Raw genomic sequence first — 20,543 nt, 5'->3', positions numbered from 1 at the left:
CCCGAACAAACTAAGGGGTTCTTTTGGGAATAAGAAATACAAACAAAGGAGTATAGTAGCGTTGCTATCGCCAAAAGTATGCTGACAATGAAGTCTTCAGGAAGAAAAAATGAATTTCAACGCAGTCTTTCTATAAATTCATTAGATTTTCACAACTTGTCCGTTCAAAAAAGTTGCCTTTGAAAATGGATGATTATTTAACTAGAGTACTTTCGATCAACAGTAAATCATCACTGTTTTTCATTCTTCTGGTTTTGGTTTCGTTGATTTCGAATTGTGACAATGCTTCCGGTCAGCACGAAAAGAAAGCCATCAGTACTGTTGATATCAAAGTCGACACCATCCCCACCCTCAACGCTACCAAGCTTGAACTGACCAGGCAATACTGCTTGGAAAACTACGGTGTGGCCAGCTACAAGCTGGACAGCCCGAAAATAGTATTGGTGCACTTTACAGTTATTCCGACACTGGCAGAAACGGTCGAGTACTTTCAAAAAGACTCCATCGAATCGAGCCGCACCAACATCAGCAAGTTTAGTCAGATGAATGTGGGCATTCACTATATTGTGGACAAAGACGGCAGCATCTACAAGCTTGTGCCCGACACTGTGATTGCCCGGCACGCAATCGGCTTCAATCATGTCTCCATTGGCATTGAAAATATTGCCAAAGACGCATCTGATCTCACTCCTGTTCAATTGGAGAGCAACGCAAGGCTGATCTCTCTATTGAAAGAAAGAAACCCGGGCCTCGAGTACATGGTAGGCCACCACGAGTACAACGATACCACACTGCCTCATTACAAGCTGTTTCTGGCTGTCGACGAGTCGTACAAGCCACACGACAAGCCTGATCCGGGGCCAAAGTTCATGTCAGACCTCAGGGAAAAGCTAAAAACGGAATACGACTTAACTTTCCTTAAATAGTGATCGCACGTATCTGGCACGGCTGGACTACTCTGGAAAACGAAATGGCCTATCAGACCATTTTGCTTAATGAGGTCATTCCTGGCATCAAGGCAAAGAAAATACCCGGCTTCAGAAAGATGGAAGTGATGAAGCGCTTGGTCGACGGTGAAATAGAATTCACAACTGTCATGTATTTCGAAAGTCTCGAAAACATCAAGAGCTTTACGGGAGATGACTACGAAACAGCCTATGTTCCAGACCGAGCCAGGGCCGTCCTCAAGCGGTTTGAAAAAAAAGCCATTCACAAAGAGTTAGTGGAAGAAATTTCTATTGACTGAGTGAATTGTTCGCCAAACCAACCTTGGTCGCATCGTTTCGACAAGCAAAATTAAGCCTCCCTCGTATCACATGAAATCGGAACAGAATAATGCTTTCTTACTCTATTAGAAAAAATTATCAAAGCCGCATGACTATTAACTTATTATCAATTTAGTCGTCATTTTTTGTCAGCTGTAGCAATATGTCATACTTTTTCGGTAGACAAATCAGCAAACTCGCATTCTATACATTTCTAATTTTCTGTTAGAAAAACTTAAAAGCACTATGAAATAACATTATCATAACGTACTTTATTGGTCGGTATTTGACCGGTTTAGTAATATTGATTGAAAATGGTGTTAACGCCCACAAATTAATAGATCGAAGTATTTCGGAGATATTAGTTCACAAAGGCGGACAATGTATCTCGTCAATACTTATTGACCGTATTGCTAAGCGTTCATTTGCCTCAACCAGCTAAAGTATGTCTCAGTTCGTCACTATTAACGAGTATAGCGGTGAGTCCCATCTCTGGGATCAGTTAGTTCGGTATGGAGACAAAACGGCACTTAAATCAATCTACTCTGCCTATGCCCGACTACTGTTCAACTACGGCATGCACGTCACCCAAAACAAAGACTTGGTCAAAGATTGCATTCAAGACCTATTTTTAGAGTTACTCAAAAACCACGCAACGCTCAGCAAGACATCCTCAATTAAGTACTACCTGTACAAGGCACTCCGGCGAAAAATTGTTTACGAAGAAAAAAAAATTGCACGCCAAATGTCGAGCCAGGAGCATTTTTTAGATACAGACGGGACTGAGGTATTTTTCGAATTTTCAGAAACAGTTGAAAAAAATAATGCATTGAGCCGGAAGAAAATTATGCAGTCGGTGCAAGCCTTACCAAAAAAGCAGCAGGAGGTTATTCAGTTAATTTTTTTTGAAAACCTAAGCAGAGACGAGGTTGCAGAAATTTTGGAAATTGACGCCAACTACCTATACACCATTACATGGAAGGCCATTAAGGCCCTGCGAAAGGCACTCTTACCCAGGCAAGTTATTATTCACATAGTCCACATCCTGCTTGGCCTGTCACTATTGAATTAAGCGAGTTCCGCTGCAAAACTCCCTCAAAATAACCTGAGTTGCTGTCCAAAATTCTAGTGGACGAAATTAATTTCACCGAAAAAGGTAGAGATTCCATTTTTGCCTCCTTTTAGTATTAAACGTAGTCATAAAGCAAATATTTATGAACCCTACCTTTAATACCGTAGAAGACCTAATCGTAGACAATTCCTTTAGAAAGTGGGTGCTTCAAAACGACCCCAAAGCCGAGGCACACTGGCAGCAGTATGTTTCGTCGAACCCCGAAAAGAAAGAATTGATTGAAGAGGCGAAAATTTTCCTCAAAAAACTTCCAAGGGTAAACTATGAATTGCCCTCCTCCGATTTTGAAACAATTTGGACTCAAATTGAAAAAACATCCGAGTCTGATATATATGATCAGAGCCAGACAATGGCTTCGGCACCAATAGGTGGCCGGGTGCGGTCAATTTCCTCCAAATGGTACTACTTGGCCGCATCTATTGTCTTAATTCTAATTGCAGCCGGGGTCAGTCAGCAGTACATCAGCCTGATAGGAGACACAACTGTGTCTTTTCAGACAAAATATGGCGAAAACCAGACGATTGAATTGCCCGATGGATCGGTGGTGACTTTGAACGCCAACTCTACCCTTACCTACGAAGCCGATGGTTTTTCTAACGACATCAGAAAAGTCGAGATTGATGGTGAAGCCTTTTTCAAGATCAGCAAGCACGCCTCCCCAAAAGGTGACAGGATAAAGTTTACCGTTGAAACTGCTGACCTTGAAGTAGAGGTACTAGGCACCGAATTCAATGTTAACACCAGAAGAGCGAGCACAAAGGTGGTGCTGACGGAGGGGCAGGTACAGATAAAGCTAACAAAGACCGACAGTGTACGGCCGATTACCATGCTGCCGGGCGAAAAAATCACATATACCTCAGGTCAGAAAACCGCAACCAGGGAGCAAGCGAAAGTAAATGTTGCCACCGCCTGGAAAGAGAATGAACTCATTTTCGAAGACACCCCTGTTGGCGAAATTATTCACGTGCTGGAAGACAATTATGGGATGCGAATAAAGCTGAAAAAACCAGGGATTGCTGAAAGGCATTATACAGGAACATTCAAAAATCCTGACCCTGAAGTCATTTTAATGGCACTCTCAGGCCTGTTTGACCTGAAACTTGAGCGCCGCAACGGAACCGTTACTCTAAACTAAAGCTGCCTATGGAAAACCAGTCCAGAACAATCGACAATCGAACCAGTACCAAGGAAATTAAACTGCAAAACTTATGAAAATCTCTACGAAAAAATTTATGTACTCGGTAGGATTTACTTTTCTACTCCTACTCTACCACAGTGGAATTGGGCAACCTGTCGACGACCTGTTGTTGTCGGCAGATGCCAGCTTATCCAACACATATACTGTCGAAGAAGCGCTCGAACACCTGGAAAAGAAGCACCAGGTATCGTTTCACTACGAAACGCAAATGGTCAGAGATGCAAAAGTTTCTGGCGATCTGTCTGATTTCGATCAGGAAGACCTGCAGGATGCGCTGAGCACTTTGCTGGAGCCCTTAAAGCTCAACTTTCGCAAGCTGGATGATAAATACTACCTGATCGTAAAAGACAATACCCCCAAGAAAATTGAAAGTCAAAAGGCAGCGGGGTTTACCACCTCACTTGATAGAGGGCCACTCTACGCTTCAATTGCCAAGATCAATTCATACCAGCTACCAAAAATTCCAGTTTTAAGAGAACAAACCGTTTCTGGCAGAGTAACAGATGACAAGACCGGAGAAGGGCTACCGGGCGTAACTGTACTGGCCAAGGGAACTACAACTGGCACCACTACTGACATGGACGGTCAGTATCGCCTTACGATTGCCGATGAAGTAACCACCCTTGTTTTTTCATCGATTGGTTTCGTAACGGTGGAAGTACCTATTGCAGGCAGAAGCACCATCAACTTTGCCATGAAAGAAGACGTGACCAGCCTGGATGAAATTGTAGTGATTGGTTACGGTACGCAAAAAAGGTCGGATCTAACCGGCTCCGTTGGTTCTGTAAACACAGATCAACTTCAGCAGCGCCCGGCACCTTCCCTTAACCAGGCCATTGCTGGCAGAATACCTGGCGTGCAGGTAAACATCAACTCAGGCCGCCCAGGTGGGAAATCGAACGTAAGAGTTCGTGGCTTCAGTTCTATCAACTCTTCCAATAACCCACTATATGTAGTGGACGGAGTGCAGTTGCCTGTAGGCAATCAAACACAACGCAGCTCCGCCATTGATTATATTAACCCCAGCGATATCGTTTCTGTAGAAGTGTTAAAAGACGCTTCCTCGACAGCTATTTACGGTGCCAGGGGTGCCAATGGGGTTATCCTTATTACGACAAAAAAGGGCAAGTCTGGCGAAGGCAAAATTACCTACGATGGAATCTTCAGCGTTAATACCTACGGACCAAATAAGCCAGAAGTATTAAATACTGCTGAGTATCTGGCAGTGGAAGATTTGTCTTGGGCTAACATGGAAAAGTTTGACCCGGCCGGCTGGGCTGCTGGAAGGTGGGCATCACTAAATCCGGCGCTAAAGCGGACTGACCCTCGTCTTTTTGATGCCAATGGTAATCCCTATTACGATACCGATTGGATCAAAGAAACGACCCAAAGCAAACTTTCGCAGAGTCATCAATTGAATTTTAGTGGAGGAGATGACCGCACCACCTATTCGTTTTCGATGGGCTACAGAGACGATCAGGGTCTGTACAAAACGTCTTTTATGACAAGATACTCAGGCCGCCTTTCGCTGGAAACAAAGGTTAAAAAATGGTTAACCGTAGGTGCCAACCTAAACTACAACTATCAGAAAGAAAACAATGTCGACTTCAGCGATCAGGTTCCCCGACGCATGGTGGAAGATTTCCCTTTTCTGCCCGTGTACTACCCAGATGGAACCTACGCCGACAACAGGGATTATCCTTTTGCTGAAGGTACAATGAGCTCGGTTCATAATTTAATGGAAAGAGAATACCTCATCGGAACCCAAACGCTTCTTGGAAGTGCCTTCACGAATATTACACTGGCGGAGGGGCTGGTTTTACGCAGCGTATTGGGTACCAACGTTGTGCAGCAAAGTGAGCAGCGCTACGAAGGAAGAACCATTCAGTTAGGCTCTCAGGGTAGGGCGTGGCTTACTCAGGGACAGGACGATTTCTGGTCATTCGAAAACTACCTGACCTATACCAAAACCTTTGCTGAGGTTCATGCATTCACAGGCATGCTTGGTTTGTCATGGCAAGAGTCTAAAACCTTCAATCAGAATTCAGAAGCCAGAAACTTCTCAACCGACTATTTCTCCTACAATAACCTTGGATCAGGAAGCCAAAATATCCTTGTCGGGTCTGGAGCCAGCCGAGAAGCCCTAAACTCCTACTTCGGGCGCTTCAACTATACCTTAATGAATAAGTATTTGTTCACCTTTACCGGCAGAGCAGATGGTTCATCCAAGTTTGGAGACAACAATAAGTACTCGTTTTTCCCTTCAGCCGCTGTGGCATGGAAACTTACTGAGGAAGGATTTATGCAGAACCTTCCTGTTGTTTCGAATTTGAAGGTTCGTACAAGCTATGGACTTACCGGCAACTCCGAAATTCCAGCCTATTCTTCATTGTCGTTGCTTAGTTCAAATTATGCTACCATTTTCAATAACAACAGAGTAAGCGGTACGGGAATTAATCGCCTGGCTAACCCCGATTTAAGATGGGAGAGAACATCTCAAGCAGACCTTGGCATGGAACTGGGCTTGTTTAAAGGAAGGCTAAACTTCGAAGCCGATTTCTACTATAGGAAAACCACAGACATGCTGCTGGATGCCCCCGTACCACAAACAAGTGGCTATGCAACGATCAGACGAAATGTGGGATCGATGGAAAATAAAGGCATAGAACTCGGGTTGAACACCATCAATGTTGAACTCAGCAGGTTCTCCTGGAGCACATCGTTTAATATTTCATTCAACAGGAATAAAGTACTTGAGCTTGCCACCCGTTCAGACATCTTTGGAGTTGGAGGGCCTGGTATCACCAACCAAACAAGTATCATTCGTGAAGGCGAACCAGCAGGTGCTTATTGGGGGCTAAACAGGCTGGGCGTTTGGGGTACCGATGAAGCTGCGGAAGCTGCGGAGTTTACCAGCTACCGGAACGGTTTGACCATGTTGCCAGGTGACATCAAATACGAAGATGTGAACGGAGACAAAGCGATAACAGATGCCGACCGTATGATCATTGGCAATGGTAGCCCCAAGGGCTGGGGTTCATTCATCAACAATGTCCGTTTCGGAAACTTCGACCTCACATTTGATGTGCAGTTTATGTACGGCAACGACATCATGGACATGAACCTTCACTCCAGCGAGGATCGTCAGACGTTGGCTAACAGCTACCGCACCGTGCTGAACGCCTGGACGCCAGAAAATCAAAATACCATGATTGCTCAGATAAGAGATACTCGTGCTGGCTATGTAACCAATGTTGACACGCACTGGGTTCAGGATGGTTCGTTCATTCGGGGTAGAAACCTGCTGATTGGCTATTCATTGCCTACAGCCGCCGTCGAGAGAATCAAGCTAAGTAACCTGAGAATTTATGCATCAACACAAAACTTTTTCCTGATAGTGAGCGATGAAGTTATAGGAGATCCTGAAATCACTCCGATTCGTGGTAACGATGGCAACAATGTATTCTCTCAGGGTATGAAATGGCACGAATATCCTAAGCCCACGGTGTGGACGATGGGAATTCAGATCGGACTCTAGTCTATGTCATGTTTTTTGAACCAAAAAATTTAACTATCATGAATCATAACATATTCAAAAATATCGCAAAAATCGTCCTCAGTGGCACACTGCTACTATGGACTGGCTGCTCCGACTTCCTCGATGAAGAGGATCCGTCTAACCTGACTCCCGAAAGCTTCTATACGATACCGGCCCACGCAGAAGCTGCTATTGCCGCAGTGTATGCGGATGCTCGTTTTTTTGGCGATGGAGCCGGGATATTCTCGTCGAACTGGCAACTGCTCGAGGGGCCTACCGGTACCTCGACTACTGAAACTGCTCAAAATTCCGACTTGAACAATCTTTACTCCCTCACCTGGGATGGCAATACTGGTCATATCCTCAACTGGTGGAGAGGACTCTATCGTGTGATTGCACAGGCCAATCTGGTACTGGACAGAGTGCCAGCAATAGACCCTATGGATGAAGGCCAGAAAAATAGAATTCTTGGCGAGGCCCGGTTTCTCAGGGCCTGGGCGTACTTCTATGCCGTGAGATTATGGGGAGATGTGCCATTGATTACTTCACCACAAACGGCTGTGTCGCCAGATTTCTACCCTATTCGTGCTTCACAGCAGGCGGTATACGACCAAATTGTGGCGGATCTGATTGCCGCTGAATCAGCGGAGCTGCCATGGACTGATGGAACTGGCAGAGTGTCTACATCTGCTGTTAAATCAATGCTATCCAAAGTGTATTTAACCATGGCCGGTAAACCGCTGGACAAAGGTGCTACGCATTATGACTTGGCAGCAAGAAAGGCAAAGGAGGTAATAGACAATGCTGGAACAATCGAGCTTTTTGATACCTATGCCGAAGTACACGACGAAACCCTTGGCAACACGAAAGAGCATATCTTCAGCTTGCAGTACAATAACCTGGTAGCTGATAACCCAATGGGCAATATGTTCCCAAACTTCAAGCCGGTTACTTATCGTGGACCCTCAGGCACTGGCAGCAGTGTTCCCACGCTTTCATTCTATGAATCTTATGAAGATGGGGATATTCGGGCAGTGAATCAACAAGGTTATTTCTATACCACCTACTATATCAACGGTAACGGAAAACCCTTTGATCTTGGTGCCCCTTACATCTTCAAACATTTCAATACGAGAGCTAACGGCACCGTAACGGTCAACGAAGAAGGGGATTCAGTAAGGGTGGCAGGAACCAGGACGGACAACCTGAATGTGCCTATGATTCGCTATGCCGAGGTGCTGCTGATATATGCCGAAGCTCAGAACGAAGTCGCAGGCCCTTCGCTTGCAGCTTACGATGCGCTTAAAGCCATCAGAGACCGTGCTGGGTTGGCTACGCCACTGCTCGGCACCCTCACCCAATCTTCTTTCAGAGAGGCTGTTTGGAAAGAGCGCTGGTATGAGTTCTGTTACGAAGGGATCACCTGGTTTGACATGGTCAGACTACAAAAAGTGTTCAATGAAACCACTGGTGGATTTGACAACTTTGTTGGCCATGTCAATTTAAGCTCCAACCAGGCCCTGCAAGCCAAGCATCTTTTGTTCCCTATACCAATACAGGAAATAGTGAATAACCCAGATTTAGCTCCTCAAAACCCTGGATATAATTAAATCTGAATGCTCACACTCCCCGGTTGCTTTCGTAGGGTTTGCAATCGGGGAGTTTTTTTGTCAAGTCTCCGCAATATTCAAACCCTTTTCATGGGTCGACTCAAGCCCTGCGGCAATTGAAGGCCCAAACCCGCTAAAGCCTTCTATCGAAGGAAAACTCATCAGAACTAATGAGCTTAATCCTGGTAAACTCCCTGTGGTTGGGATTTAAAATGTAGTTAAACTCCTGGAGAATAAGAGCCGATGGAACCTTGAGCACTGCAGCCGTACCATTTGTCACCCATTTGTCGCCGATAATCCTTGTCGATACTTGTTGGGAAAACTCTTTCCAGTTGACGGGCAAGTCATTCAAAACCACCCTATCGATAGCAAGGTCGTCAGGTATGTCTATACTCATTACTCGAAATCCGGCATCAAGTCCTTCACCGCTCCTGTGAACCAAGTTCTCCAGACAAGCCAGCGAACGAGATTCGGCCGAGTAGATAACAAAAGTGCCTTTAGAATTCCACCTGGCCGCAAATCCTGAAGGGTATAAACTAGTACTAAATTTGGCCAACGTAATCCTGAAAACCCTCATGCAGTGTCACCCTGCTGAATTCGATCCAACTCTTCGCTGATTAGGTCGATGCCATCAGAAGTCTTGATGAGATCAAAGGGAGTACGATTATCGATGCCAAAGGCAGGCTTGGAAAGCCAGCTAAGGAATGACTCCCTCCTTCCAAAGGTATCAACACCCTTTCTATAGAGCCCTACCAGTTTCAGCATCAGCTCACTTTTGGCAGGACTAAATTTAATATGCTGCGCCTGGTATTTATGGATAGTTTTGGGGTTCAGCTCAACTACTTCAGCGAGGTAGTCATGATGGCCAAAAAGCCCTACAACGTCGTTAAAGATGGTGGCCGAAACCCCTTCCAGCGCCTCAAAAGCCAAAGTGGTACTACTTGACACCCTGGGCCGAAGCCGCTGGTAGATGACCTCTGGCTCTTCAAGCATCATCTTTCTCTCCAACTTATCCACGTTGTATTTTTTCATACCACGAAGATATGGAATTTTTTCCGAAATAGTAAGAATTTTTTCCTTTTCCATTCTTAATGCCTCTACTCGATTCCTTTTCGACCCCCTCAGGGTCTGCGTACCAATTGTGATCAGTCCCATCGGAGAAAATCGATTGCCCGCTGGGGCGGTGCATGACTAGTTGGCTTCGGTATCCTATTCCATTCTCAATGCATCCACCGGATTTCTTTTCGATGCCCTGAAAGTTTGGGAGCCAATCGTGAGCAGCCCCATAACCAGTAACACACTGGAACCGATAAAGACCGTACCAAAGCCAAACTCAACTCTGTTGGGCAGGTACTGAAGCCACAGATTGTTCAGAAAGTAGCTCAGCGGAGCCGAGATGCTCACTGAAATGATCAGCATCCAGAAAAGCTCTTTGCTGAGCAAAAAAGCAATCGTCAACTCCGGTGCACCCATCACTTTACGAATTCCAACCTCTTTGGTGCGCCGTTCGGCTGAGTAGGTAGCCATACCCAGCAGCCCAAGGCAGGCAATCATGATGGACAAAAAGGCAATAAAGCCGAGAATCGATACGATATCGAAAATGGCCTGGTGGGTGTTGGCCAGCTGCTCATCGAAAAAACGGTATTTAAACGGGTGTACAGGATCAACAGACTCCCATTTGGCCCTCAGTTTGTCTACGGTACCCATCAAATCGTCCGATACGAGTTTCACATTCAGGAAACCGTACTGATCCAGGCCTCCACGCATGGCAAGCGGAGATATTTTGTCCTCGTTGACAAGGACTTTGAACTGAAAGTCTTCGACAACCCCAACCACTTCCAGCGTGTTTTTACCCCATTCCATCTCAAATAGCTGCCCAACTATTTCCGAGGGATGGCCGAAACCCATTGCCTTCACAGCGGCCTCGTTGACTAATATATACTTATCCAGCCCCTGCCGTTCAGCGGGCAGCGACCTGCCTGCTATCAATTTGATGTCCAGTGTTTCTATGAAATCTTCATCGGTACGCAGACTCCCAAATTGGGTATACTCATCTTCGGTTCCCTGTTTTCTCAACGTGAAATTATTGTTGGTACCACCAGCAGGTATAATGTCGCAAGCCGATACCGACGCCACACCGGGTATTGCTTTCATCTCATTCTTTATCAGCTGATCATCAACTCCCTGAAGCTCGATATTGACGACATTTTTAGTTGTGAAGCCATACTCGAAATCGATAAAGTGCTTAAACTGCCTGAAAATGAGGATGGATGTGACTATGAAAAGAAGCGAGATGACGAATTGTGAAATACTCAGTAATTTTCTCAACCCTAGTTTTCCCCTGCCGCCGACTGCGTTGTTTTTCAGTACCTTCACAGGCTGGTACGATGCCATAATAAAAGCCGGGTAAACACCAGCAAAGATGCCTATGAGCAGGGCAAAACCCAGGAAAATCAAATAAACCCAGACACTTGCCTGGAAGTCAAAATTGAAGTACTGATTGAGCCAGAGGTTCATGAAAGCTGGCTTGAGAAAAACCATGAGCAATAGCCAGGCAAAACCCAAAGAGAGCAAAGCCATCAATACCGACTCAGTTAAAAACTGAAGGACGAGATTTCCACGGTGGGCACCGTTGGTTTTTCGTACGCCTATTTCCTTGGCCCGTGTTGTAGCCCTGGCAATGGAAAGATTCATGTAGTTGAGACAGGCGCAGATCAGCACGACCATCGATAACAAACCCAAAAAGTAGTAGCCAAAAGCCGGCAGCCGATAGTTGGTATCATTGTTTTCCAACCCCATGGCGATATCAGCCATTCGCTGACCCTTGAATATGATATTCCTTTTGTCCTCATCTTCCATGTCCTTGTACTTGCTGGCGCCAAGCGCTAGTAACTCGGCCTGCATATCAGCCTCGGTCTTTGACTGGTCGAGCAACAGGTAAGTATAGTTCCTCCAGTAGTGCTTCCAATTGTCCGTTAGGTTCTCCAGCTTCTTTTCCGCATAGAGCCTTGGCCTGGTGGTCATCGACATCAGCACATCGAATGCTATGTGGGATTTGTAGGGCTTATCATCCAAAACTCCGGTAACAGTAAAGGTGCCCCATTCAACTGACGCCGATCCACCGGCACCGTGGTCGAGTGGAAATGGTAATTGTCTGTCGGAGAAGGATACCACTTTGCCCAAAGGATCCTCGCTGCCGAAAAGATTACCCGCAAGCTCACTCGAAATGACGATGGTATTAGGGGCTGACAAGGCAGATCTCTCATCGCCTTTCTGAAGGTCGAAGTCAAATAGTTCGAAGAATTGAGGCTCGGTGAAATACCCCCGCATCTCCAGCAGCCTCTTTCCGTAGATCACATCGCCGCCTACGCCAGGCATAAGCCGGGTGCTATTTTCGACTGATGGATACTCAGTACGCAGCACATCGGCCAGCGAATAAGGTGAAGTGGCATACGCTTGCCGGAAATCTTTAGAGTCGGTAAGGATGCGATAAATTCTGTTCTTTTTTGAATGAAACTGATCGTAGCTGTACTGGTCGGCCAGCATGAGTATCACCAGCATACATACCGACATGGCCACTGCGAGCCCAAACACATTGATGAAGGAAAATGCCTTGTGCTTAAGGATGTTCCTCACGCCAACTTTTAAATAATTTCTCAACATACCGTAACTGTTTAATTGGTAAGTGCCCTCCACGGGCCGGACAATGCCCGGCCGGAAAAGCAGTAAGACATCTATAATAAATCTACCGTTGGCTTTGCGGCGACCCGACGCTGCGAGTCGCTCACTGTATAATTCCATCAAATCGCCCTCCACCCCTGGCAGCAAATCTGGGTGGCAAAACCACCGGAAGAACCGGTGCCAAAATTTTGGTGGCGACGTTCTTTCACTCATATAAGCTCATAAACTTTACATCCAGCGCTACTTTCGGTATGGCATTCCAAAGCTCATTTCTCGTGCTTCGCATGTACTCCATGGCTTTTTTGCCGAGAGCTGTAATCTGAAAATAACGCTTCGGCCTGCCCGCTCTCTCCTGGGTTGCCTCCCCATCATGTGATTGCAGATAGCCTTTTTGCTCCAGCCGTTTCAACGCCGTTTGCAAAGCACCCACGCTAACGTTGCGGCCAAGTCTGTCTTCTATTTCCTTCTTTATCGACACCCCGTAGGCATCGCCATGTAAAATGCCCACTGTGAGCATGACTACTTCTTCGAATTCACCCAATTGAAACTTCTTCATTTGCCCGATAATTAATTCCTAAATGTAGTATTTCAAAGCAAGAGACTTTTTTGATAATTTCCTAATTGTAGTAATATTTTTTAATGGGCTCCCCGGGCAGCAACCAGTTTTTCCTTTGGACGCTACTAAGGTGTACCCGGTAACAAGTACCTGGCTAACCAGTGTCGCATTCAGCCCTCGAACTTGCCGTTTTTACACATCAACTATCACTCAGGAACCCTGCACCTTTGTATCGTATCAAAAAAGAAACAACCATGACTTCTTTGACATTAGAAAAAACATCCAAAACTGACAAGGTCATCTTTTGGGTATTCACCAGCCTCTTCGTCCTGTTCGACGGCGTGGGTGCCATCGCTTTCAATACACAGCCAGCCATCGAGGGGATCGCTCACCTTGGCTTCCCCGATTTTTTCCGTATTGAGCTTGGTATTGGAAAAATCCTTGGAGGTGTTCTCCTTATTGTTCCGCAATTACCTCACCGACTAAAAGAATGGGCCTATGTAGGATTTGGCATTTCCACACTTTCAGCGATTATAGGCCACCTGGCTGTAGACAGCAGCATGGAACATGTGTACCTGCCTTTAATTGTCCTGCTGGTGCTGGTCGTTTCCTATGTATACTACCACAAAACCAGGGTATCCTGAAAAAATAAAGATTTGACGAGTTCATAATATCCAAGTTCACTAATGGTGCGGGCCTACCTGCACCATTTTTCATTTACTCGAATCAAGCAATTAAATTGCATAGAAATCTACAGCTATGACCGATATCCCACTCGTTGACGGCGACTACCTCCTGCAAAAATTCCCCGGCAAAGGCGGCTGGACTTACGCTCAGATTCCCGAAGTGCTACAGGATAAAAGCTTCCCGTTTGGATGGGTACGGGTATGTGGAAGCATCGACGACTACGAGTTGAAAGGCTATAAGCTTGCACCAATGGGCAATGGCCAACTTTTTCTGCCTGTGAAAGCTGAAATCAGGAAGAAGATTGGCAAGCAAGAGGGCGACGCCGTAAAAATCATCCTTTACAAAGACACTCTCCCGCTGGAAGTACCACAGGAGATCATCGATTGCTTCTCAATGGAGCCACCAAAAGCCTACGAAAACTTTCAGAAGTTCTCAGAAAGTGAACAAAAATACTACCTCCAATGGGTATATGATGCAAAAACGGAAGACACCAAAGCCAGCAGGATTGTGAAAATGATGGATCGGCTGGCTGTTGGTAAAAAGTTCTATGAACCGGATTAGTTAGGCACTATATTTAACACAAAATCAACCCGCTATTGCATGTCCAACATCGACCTCATCATTGAAGAACGCCCCGCCGACATCGGCCATTTCTTAGTCGGCCGACTCCTCCCCTTCCGGGGCCGCCGCATGGTAGGCCCGTTCATCTTCATCGACCACATGGGCCCTGCTGTCATGGGCCAGGACGACAACCTGGATATCGGTCCGCATCCTCATATTGGACTTTCTACCCTCACCTACCTGTTCGAAGGGCATGTAATACACCGGGACACACTGGGTTCCCATATGGAAATCAATCCGGGCGAGGTGAACTGGATGACAGCCGGAAAAGGTATTGTGCATTCCGAAAGAACTCCGGAGTATTTGAGGCATGCTGGCAAAACGCTGCACGGTTTACAGATTTGGGTGGCCCTGCCTAAACACCTGGAACAAATGGAGCCTGAATTCTTCCACGTTGCCAAAGCCGACATTCCTACCTGGGAAAAAGACGGAGCCAGCTTCAAGCTGATCGCTGGTGAGGCGTTTGGCAGAAAGTCACCGGTGCCAGTTTACAGTCCGCTCTTTTTGCTGGAAATAAAATCTAAAGAGAAAAAGACCATCGACATTAGCAAAGACCTTTTCGGTGAGGTAGGTCTGTATATTCTTGAGGGGCAAATAGAAAACGAAGGCAACGTGCACGAGCCCAAACGTATTCTTGTAGCCAAAGACAGCAGCCTCTGCCATTTTGAGATGCATGAAAACACAACGGTGTATGTGTTTGGAGGAGAGCCATTTCCAGAAACCAGGCATATCTATTGGAACTTCGTTTCCTCAGATTCAGAGTTAATTGAAAAAGCAAAGAAAGATTGGCAGGAACAGAAGTTCCCTTTGATTGAAGGAGAGACTGACATTGTTCCTCTGCCGCCTCAAGCGTTTGGACTTAAACCGAAAACTTAAGCTGAAATAGTAAGAACAACCTTCCCAATATGCTCGCTGCTTTCAACTAGCTTATGAGCTTCAGCCGCTGATGCTAACGGGAAAGTCTGGTAAACCACAGGCATAATCCTGCCAGCATCCAGCAGCGGCCATATATGCTTTTCAAGGTTGGCGGCGATAGCTCCTTTGAAAATAGTTTCACGCACCCGCAGCGTGGAACCTGTGATTGTCAATCTTTTAACCATCACACGTATCAAATCAATCGGGCTGTTGGCACCACCCATCGCATTGATGATCAGTAACCTGCCCTCTGTGGCAAGCAACCCAACGTTTTTTGGTGTGTAGTCCCCACCAATCATGTCAAGGATGACATCGACACCTTTAGGCTCAAGGGCCTTGATCACTTCAGCAAAATCCTCTTTCTTATAATTCACGCATTTTACAGCGCCCAACTTTTCTGCGAAAGCACATTTTTCGTCTGTACCGGCGGTAGCGTACACCCTTCCTCCCAGGGCTTTCACCATTTGAATAGCGGCCACTCCAATACCCGATGTACCTCCATGCACAAGAAAGCTTTCACCAGACACAAACCTCCCCCGGTCAAACACATTCGTCCAGACGGTGAAAAAGGTTTCGGGTAGTGACGCCGCTTCTTCAAAAGACAGCCCTTCAGGTACCGGTAAACACTGCACACCTGGCACCGTCACATATTCGGCATAACCTCCTCCAGCCAGTAGGGCACATACCCTATCGCCGGGCTTCCACTTCTTTTCGTCGGCACCCACTTGCTCCACCACACCGGCTACTTCCAGGCCTGGTATATCAGCAGACACACCCGGAGGTGCCGGGTAACGACCTTCTCTTTGAATAATATCCGGACGGTTGATTCCGGCCGCAGCTACTTTGATCAGCACCTCCTCCGACTTGATTTCAGGAATTGGTCTCTCTGCCGACTGCAAAACCTCCGGGCCACCAGGACTTGTGATGACAATTGCTCTCATGTTCTCTCTTGTGAATAGTTATTCAAGTTAATACCCTGTTACCGAACGCCACACATTCTGGCAAATTTCTCCTACCGACCACTCAAATTTGATTGATCATTTTGTTAATACATTGCATAACGATATATTGCATGACAATTTATTGGTTATGTATTCATCTCAGCTCCTCAAAGGCACCTACCAAACCGTGATTCTCAAACTGCTGAACGAGAACAAAAGAATGTACGGCTACGAAATCAGCCAGCGGGTAAAGGAGGAATCGAAAGGGGAAATACAACTGCCTGAAGGCTCTCTTTATCCTATTCTGCATAAGATGACAGAGGAAGGGTTTCTGAAAATGGAGAAGGTGAATATTGGTCGCAGAGTGCGACGCTACTATTCCATTACCACAACTGGCTCCTCTGAAGCTGCCTTGCGCATGGAAGAGCTCAACCGGTTTATGATGACTATGAAGCTCCTGATGCAACCCAACCCTGGATCGGCATGAAATTGAAGGACTCCCAAATAGCGCTTATCGAAAAAGACCTCCTGCGAAAAGGCATCACTTATGGCCCTTTGCACGAAGACCTGGTGGATCATGTTTGCAGCGAAATAGAGGAGCGGATGGCAATGGGCGAGTCGTTCAGAGATGCCTACGATCAGGTGATGGACAGGTTTGAGCAAAGAGGCCTGCCCGAGCTCAATAAAGAAACAGTGTCTATTTTAAGCCACTTTACTATGCTCAGCAATTTTCTTGCCTCTTCCCTCCGCCTGTTCAAAAGAAACATGCTTTACAGCGCCATCAGAGTCGTCGGGCTTTCGCTGGGCGTGGCAGCTCTATTGCTTTCCCTTTTCTATTACAACTATGAGCAGTCATTCGACTCCTTCCATCCTCAGGCTGATCAAATTTACCGCATCGTTCGCACCACCGAAGCTGGCAAAGTGGCTACCACCACGTTTCCATTGGCTGAAACACTGCAAAACGAGTACCCAGAGCACCTATTCACTCATTTTTTCAAGGATCGGTCAAAAACGCTTTTTAGAAAAGATGACAAGTCTTTTTATGAGGAGAAAATGATCTGGGCTGACGGCAATTTTCTACAGATCTTCCCATTTGAAGATTTCCAGGGAAATCCTGCCACAGCCCTTCAGGAGCCTTACAGCGTTGTGCTGACCAGCGCTGCGGCTGAAAAATACTTCAATCAGCCAGTAGTTCCTGGCGACTTGCTTGAATTTAAATGGAACGGAGACTTTTCAACATTGAAAGTCACAGGTGTTATTGATCGCTGGCCAGATAATATGCACATCAATTTCGACTTTCTGGTGTCGTTCAGTACAACGGAAGCGCTTTTCCCACCCAGCATAACCGATAGCTGGAACATGAACTACTGCTACACCTATGCAAAGCTTGCTCCTGCAACGAGCAAGGATCAATTGGAAGAAGGTTTCCCGGCTTTTGTAGCCAAATATGTGAAGGACACTGAAAAGCCAAGCGAAGCCTATCTTGGATTTCTGCAGCCTGTGCAGTCCATTCACACCGACCCCTCGGTCATTACTAACTATGCCAATGTGATTGATCCTATCTACCCTCAGCTGGCTGTAGCGGTAGGTCTTTTGATCCTGATCATTACCTCCATCAACTTCGTTACTCTCACGGTAGCTCAGCTGCATGAACGAGCCAAAGAAGTGGGCATCCGCAGGGCCATTGGCGCATCGAGGGTGCAGGTAATTTCTCAATTTGTATTTGAAACATTCCTGCTCGTTACAGTCAGTTTTGGACTCGCTCTTTTGATGCTACCAGCCAGTATTGATGGATTCAACTACCTGATGGTGTCCAATGTAACGCTGGACCTCAGCCAGCACCTCTGGTTACTCCTTGCACTGCCGGGTCTAATCATCGTTACGACCCTGGTGACCGGGCTTTATCCTGCGATTCTCTTTTCGAGATCCAATATTGCGGAGTCGATTCAATTGAAAAGAAGAAAAGCAGGCGTGTTCCTGAGAAAGGCTTTGCTCACCCTCCAGTACGTGTTTGCGTCAGCCCTGATCATTTTCTGCATTGTCATTTTTGAGCAGATCGACTACGTGCAAAACCAGTCCATTGGCTATTCCAAAGACCAGGTAGTGTATATCCCTCATGGCCGCCAAATCCGTGACAATCCCGATGTGTTCAAAAACAGTGTCATGGCCAATCCAGTGATTGAAAATGTGTCACTCTCCTTTTATAAACCCACCGACGGCATTGGCAATACAATTGGCGTGACTTACAACGGGCAGGAAGAGGTCAAAATAGCGGCGAACTCAGTAGACGAAGACTTCTTCACAACTTACAAAATTGATTTTCTGGAAGGTCATGGTTTCGACAAAGTAGCTGGCGGAGATACCAGGTCATTTATTCTCAACGAAAGCGCCGTGAAACTGCTGGGAATCCACCGCCCGGTTGGAGCTACACTGGATACCGAATTCAACACAGGCGACCCGGGCGAACCAGTCGAAAAAAGAAAAGGCAAAGTGATTGGTGTGATACCCGACGTACATTTTGAGTCGCTTCACTCCACCATCAAACCCATGATTTTTCTGGTAAAGCCTTACTGGTACTTTTACATCAACGTTAAGCTCAACGGTAACCATATTCCCGAGGGCCTGGCACATTTAGAGGCCACCTGGTCCGACATGTTTCCCGAGTTTCCGTTCGAATACACCTTTCTGGATGACGAGTTTGAAAGGCTCTATGAAACAGAAAAACGGCTCGCAGGCGGACTTGGAGCCATGGCCCTGCTGGCGTTGGTCACCACCTGTCTGGGCTTGTTTGGCTATATCAGGTTCGTAGCTCAACAAAAGACCAAAGAGGTCGGTATCAGGAAAGTGCTGGGCGCCAGCTATCTGCACATCTCCCATCTGTTTTCCAGACAGTTTTTGGTAGCTATCCTCCTCGCAAGCGTCATTGCCTGGCCAGTAGGGTACTATGTGGCCAATGAGTGGTTGCAGAATTTCGGCTATCACATCTCGCTGACCGGCACGCCGTTCGTGGCCACACTGGTGCTGCTATTGGTGATCTCCACAGGAACTGTGGCCCGAGAGCTGCTGCGGGTGATGAAACTGGACCCGAGCAAGACACTGAGGTACGACTAACAAAGTACCTCAGTCTCTTCGATGCTGGATATCGCTCATTGCTTATATTAGCGATGTAGTTACCCCCTGTTTTACATGCAATATCGTTTTGTCCAATTCTGTGTATACCTGCTGTTGGCCGTTTTTGGCTACAGCACCGCTCAAGAAAATTTCAGGGATGACTTGCTGGCTTTGGAAAAAGAGAGGGTGCTCTCAGCAGCCGACGACTACCTGACAGCCGACATTCAAACCATCACCGAAGTCACAAGTCCCCGCTCAGCTGGTGGTCCGCACGATTTCTATTCGGAAGGCGACTATTGGTGGCCAGACCCTGAAAACCATGCGGGCCCATACATCCGAAAAGACGGCCTCACCAATCCCGATAACTTTGTCGAACACCGCAACCGCATGCGGCGGCTGAGCATCATCGTACCCACATTGGTCGCTGCCTGGACAATCAATCACGAAGACAAATACGCCCTGAAAGCCATTGAGCACAGCAATGCCTGGTTTGTGAATGAGGCTACCCGCATGAACCCCGACATGCTGTACAGCCAGGCTATTTTCGGCCGGGTGACTGGCAGGGGCATTGGCATCATCGACGCTATTCATTTGGTAGAAGTAGCGCAGGCGCTGATGGTACTGGAAGAAAATGGTTTACTGAAAGATGATGCGCTGGAAAAAACCAAAACCTGGTTCGCTCAATTCAACGGTTGGATCACCACCCATCCTTACGGCATCGAAGAGCGGGACAATGGCAACAACCACAGCACCTGCTGGGCGATGCAGGTGGCTCAATATGCCACCTTCACTGGAAATGATTCGCTTTTGATCACCACCGAAGAGTTCTTTGAAAACACCCTTCTGCTACAGCAAATGGCTTCCGACGGTTCCTTCCCAAAGGAGTTGGCTCGCACCAAGCCCTATGGCTATTCCCTTTTCAACCTCGATGCAACATATACGCTGTTGCATATCCTTAGCAGGCGTAACCCGGAAGTATGGCAATTTCAGGCTAGTGACTCGCTGCAGGTCAGAAAGGCTGTTGATTTTATGATGCCTTACATTGCCAACAAATCGCAGTGGCCCTACGCTCCCGACGTGATGTACTTTGACGAATGGCCCATGCGGCAGCCAGCTCTCCTTTTCGCATACATGGCCTATCGAGACGTCAAGTACCTTGAGATCTGGAAAGCCCTTCCGGCAGACTCGGAAGAAGATGAAGTGATTCGAAACTTCTTTGTCAGGCAACCGCTGTTGTGGGTTGATTAACCACTGCCATGGGGATGCCAAAAAAATGGTGGCATTTATG

Annotated in this window: 17 protein-coding genes; 12 read left to right on the top strand and 5 right to left on the bottom strand. The window is 46.7% G+C overall.

The genetic code is table 11. The annotated features are described in order from the left end of the window. The first annotated feature begins 185 nt into the window (after positions 1-185). From RIG68_RS13035 to RIG68_RS13010, 6 genes are all read left to right on the top strand, one after another. Complete coding sequence (locus tag RIG68_RS13035; protein WP_350122783.1) at positions 186-926, top strand: N-acetylmuramoyl-L-alanine amidase; 741 nt, start codon at positions 186-188, stop codon at positions 924-926. Beyond that, a complete protein-coding gene (locus RIG68_RS13030) occupies positions 926-1,246 on the top strand; it encodes a hypothetical protein (protein WP_350122780.1) in 321 nt (106 codons plus the stop codon). Before RIG68_RS13035 ends, RIG68_RS13030 begins: the two co-directional genes overlap by 1 nt. A gap of 464 nt (positions 1,247-1,710) precedes the next feature. Beyond that, positions 1,711-2,337 (top strand): RNA polymerase sigma factor, encoded by a 627-nt coding sequence (locus tag RIG68_RS13025; RefSeq protein ID WP_350122777.1) that lies wholly within the window; start codon positions 1,711-1,713, stop codon positions 2,335-2,337. Positions 2,338-2,479: 142 nt separating this feature from the next. After that, positions 2,480-3,532 carry a FecR family protein gene (locus RIG68_RS13020; protein ID WP_350122774.1) on the top strand — a complete coding sequence of 351 codons (1,053 nt, stop codon included), beginning with the start codon at positions 2,480-2,482 and terminating at the stop codon, positions 3,530-3,532. Between the two features lie 73 nt (positions 3,533-3,605). Further along, on the top strand, positions 3,606-7,133 hold the full coding sequence (locus RIG68_RS13015; RefSeq protein WP_350122771.1) for a SusC/RagA family TonB-linked outer membrane protein: 3,528 nt from the start codon (positions 3,606-3,608) through the stop codon (positions 7,131-7,133). A 38-nt stretch (positions 7,134-7,171) separates the two neighbouring features. Further along, on the top strand, positions 7,172-8,743 hold the full coding sequence (locus RIG68_RS13010; protein WP_350122768.1) for a RagB/SusD family nutrient uptake outer membrane protein: 1,572 nt from the start codon (positions 7,172-7,174) through the stop codon (positions 8,741-8,743). 133 nt (positions 8,744-8,876) lie between these two features. On the opposite strand, the gene RIG68_RS13005 is transcribed toward RIG68_RS13010, so the two are convergent. The 4 genes from RIG68_RS13005 to RIG68_RS12990 all read right to left on the bottom strand — a co-directional run bounded on the left by RIG68_RS13005 (position 8,877) and on the right by RIG68_RS12990 (position 12,980). Beyond that, positions 8,877-9,320 carry an RES family NAD+ phosphorylase gene (locus RIG68_RS13005; RefSeq protein ID WP_350122765.1) on the bottom strand — a complete coding sequence of 148 codons (444 nt, stop codon included), beginning with the start codon at positions 9,318-9,320 and terminating at the stop codon, positions 8,877-8,879. Next, a complete protein-coding gene (locus RIG68_RS13000; RefSeq protein WP_350122762.1) occupies positions 9,317-9,775 on the bottom strand; it encodes an Xre family toxin-antitoxin system antitoxin in 459 nt (152 codons plus the stop codon). The genes RIG68_RS13005 and RIG68_RS13000 overlap by 4 nt, the downstream gene beginning before the upstream one ends. Positions 9,776-9,952: 177 nt before the next feature. Then, positions 9,953-12,637, bottom strand: a complete 2,685-nt coding sequence (locus tag RIG68_RS12995; RefSeq protein WP_350122759.1) for an ABC transporter permease — start codon at positions 12,635-12,637, stop codon at positions 9,953-9,955. Continuing rightward, positions 12,630-12,980 (bottom strand): PadR family transcriptional regulator, encoded by a 351-nt coding sequence (locus RIG68_RS12990; protein WP_350122756.1) that lies wholly within the window; start codon positions 12,978-12,980, stop codon positions 12,630-12,632. The genes RIG68_RS12995 and RIG68_RS12990 overlap by 8 nt, the downstream gene beginning before the upstream one ends. Before the next feature lie 254 nt (positions 12,981-13,234). Between RIG68_RS12990 and RIG68_RS12985 the strand changes: the two genes are divergently transcribed. The 3 genes from RIG68_RS12985 to RIG68_RS12975 all read left to right on the top strand — a co-directional run bounded on the left by RIG68_RS12985 (position 13,235) and on the right by RIG68_RS12975 (position 15,164). After that, positions 13,235-13,624 (top strand): DoxX family protein, encoded by a 390-nt coding sequence (locus RIG68_RS12985; protein WP_350122753.1) that lies wholly within the window; start codon positions 13,235-13,237, stop codon positions 13,622-13,624. Positions 13,625-13,739: 115 nt separating this feature from the next. Next, complete coding sequence (locus RIG68_RS12980; protein WP_350122750.1) at positions 13,740-14,228, top strand: DUF1905 domain-containing protein; 489 nt, start codon at positions 13,740-13,742, stop codon at positions 14,226-14,228. 39 nt (positions 14,229-14,267) lie between these two features. Then, positions 14,268-15,164 (top strand): pirin family protein, encoded by an 897-nt coding sequence (locus RIG68_RS12975; RefSeq protein ID WP_350122747.1) that lies wholly within the window; start codon positions 14,268-14,270, stop codon positions 15,162-15,164. Here RIG68_RS12975 and RIG68_RS12970 read toward each other — a convergent pair. Then, positions 15,161-16,144, bottom strand: coding sequence for an NAD(P)H-quinone oxidoreductase (locus tag RIG68_RS12970; protein WP_350122744.1), 984 nt, complete (start codon positions 16,142-16,144; stop codon positions 15,161-15,163). The two genes, RIG68_RS12975 and RIG68_RS12970, sit on opposite strands and share 4 nt — an antisense overlap. A gap of 148 nt (positions 16,145-16,292) precedes the next feature. On the opposite strand from RIG68_RS12970, the gene RIG68_RS12965 reads away from it, so the two are divergent. From RIG68_RS12965 to RIG68_RS12955, 3 genes are all read left to right on the top strand, one after another. Beyond that, positions 16,293-16,631: a PadR family transcriptional regulator gene (locus RIG68_RS12965; RefSeq protein ID WP_350120919.1), complete on the top strand. Its 339-nt coding sequence runs from the start codon at positions 16,293-16,295 to the stop codon at positions 16,629-16,631. Then, positions 16,628-19,255, top strand: coding sequence for an ABC transporter permease (locus RIG68_RS12960; RefSeq protein WP_350122741.1), 2,628 nt, complete (start codon positions 16,628-16,630; stop codon positions 19,253-19,255). Before RIG68_RS12965 ends, RIG68_RS12960 begins: the two co-directional genes overlap by 4 nt. 75 nt (positions 19,256-19,330) lie before the next feature. Continuing rightward, a complete protein-coding gene (locus RIG68_RS12955; RefSeq protein WP_350122738.1) occupies positions 19,331-20,503 on the top strand; it encodes an alginate lyase family protein in 1,173 nt (390 codons plus the stop codon). The last annotated feature ends 40 nt before the right edge of the window (positions 20,504-20,543 follow it).

Origin of the sequence: Imperialibacter sp., from assembly GCF_040222385.1 — a bacterium.
Taxonomy (GTDB): Bacteria; Bacteroidota; Bacteroidia; order Cytophagales; family Cyclobacteriaceae; genus Imperialibacter.
Note: the sequence above shows the minus strand (reverse complement) of the source record. Positions and strands in the feature narration are given on the sequence as shown.

Bases quoted from the DNA above. Each gene is read 5' to 3' on its own strand.
- RIG68_RS12975 (WP_350122747.1), top strand. From the start codon at position 14,268: ATGTCCAACATCGACCTCATCATTGAAGAACGCCCCGCCGACATCGGC.
- RIG68_RS12985 (WP_350122753.1), top strand. From the start codon at position 13,235: ATGACTTCTTTGACATTAGAAAAAACATCCAAAACTGACAAGGTCATC.
- RIG68_RS13025 (WP_350122777.1), top strand. From the start codon at position 1,711: ATGTCTCAGTTCGTCACTATTAACGAGTATAGCGGTGAGTCCCATCTC.
- RIG68_RS13000 (WP_350122762.1), bottom strand. From the start codon at position 9,775: ATGAAAAAATACAACGTGGATAAGTTGGAGAGAAAGATGATGCTTGAA.
- RIG68_RS12990 (WP_350122756.1), bottom strand. From the start codon at position 12,980: ATGAAGAAGTTTCAATTGGGTGAATTCGAAGAAGTAGTCATGCTCACA.
- RIG68_RS12980 (WP_350122750.1), top strand. From the start codon at position 13,740: ATGACCGATATCCCACTCGTTGACGGCGACTACCTCCTGCAAAAATTC.
- RIG68_RS12970 (WP_350122744.1), bottom strand. From the start codon at position 16,144: ATGAGAGCAATTGTCATCACAAGTCCTGGTGGCCCGGAGGTTTTGCAG.
- RIG68_RS12995 (WP_350122759.1), bottom strand. From the start codon at position 12,637: ATGAGTGAAAGAACGTCGCCACCAAAATTTTGGCACCGGTTCTTCCGG.
- RIG68_RS13035 (WP_350122783.1), top strand. From the start codon at position 186: ATGGATGATTATTTAACTAGAGTACTTTCGATCAACAGTAAATCATCA.
- RIG68_RS13020 (WP_350122774.1), top strand. From the start codon at position 2,480: ATGAACCCTACCTTTAATACCGTAGAAGACCTAATCGTAGACAATTCC.
- RIG68_RS13005 (WP_350122765.1), bottom strand. From the start codon at position 9,320: ATGAGGGTTTTCAGGATTACGTTGGCCAAATTTAGTACTAGTTTATAC.
- RIG68_RS12960 (WP_350122741.1), top strand. From the start codon at position 16,628: ATGAAATTGAAGGACTCCCAAATAGCGCTTATCGAAAAAGACCTCCTG.
- RIG68_RS12965 (WP_350120919.1), top strand. From the start codon at position 16,293: ATGTATTCATCTCAGCTCCTCAAAGGCACCTACCAAACCGTGATTCTC.
- RIG68_RS13015 (WP_350122771.1), top strand. From the start codon at position 3,606: ATGAAAATCTCTACGAAAAAATTTATGTACTCGGTAGGATTTACTTTT.
- RIG68_RS13010 (WP_350122768.1), top strand. From the start codon at position 7,172: ATGAATCATAACATATTCAAAAATATCGCAAAAATCGTCCTCAGTGGC.
- RIG68_RS12955 (WP_350122738.1), top strand. From the start codon at position 19,331: ATGCAATATCGTTTTGTCCAATTCTGTGTATACCTGCTGTTGGCCGTT.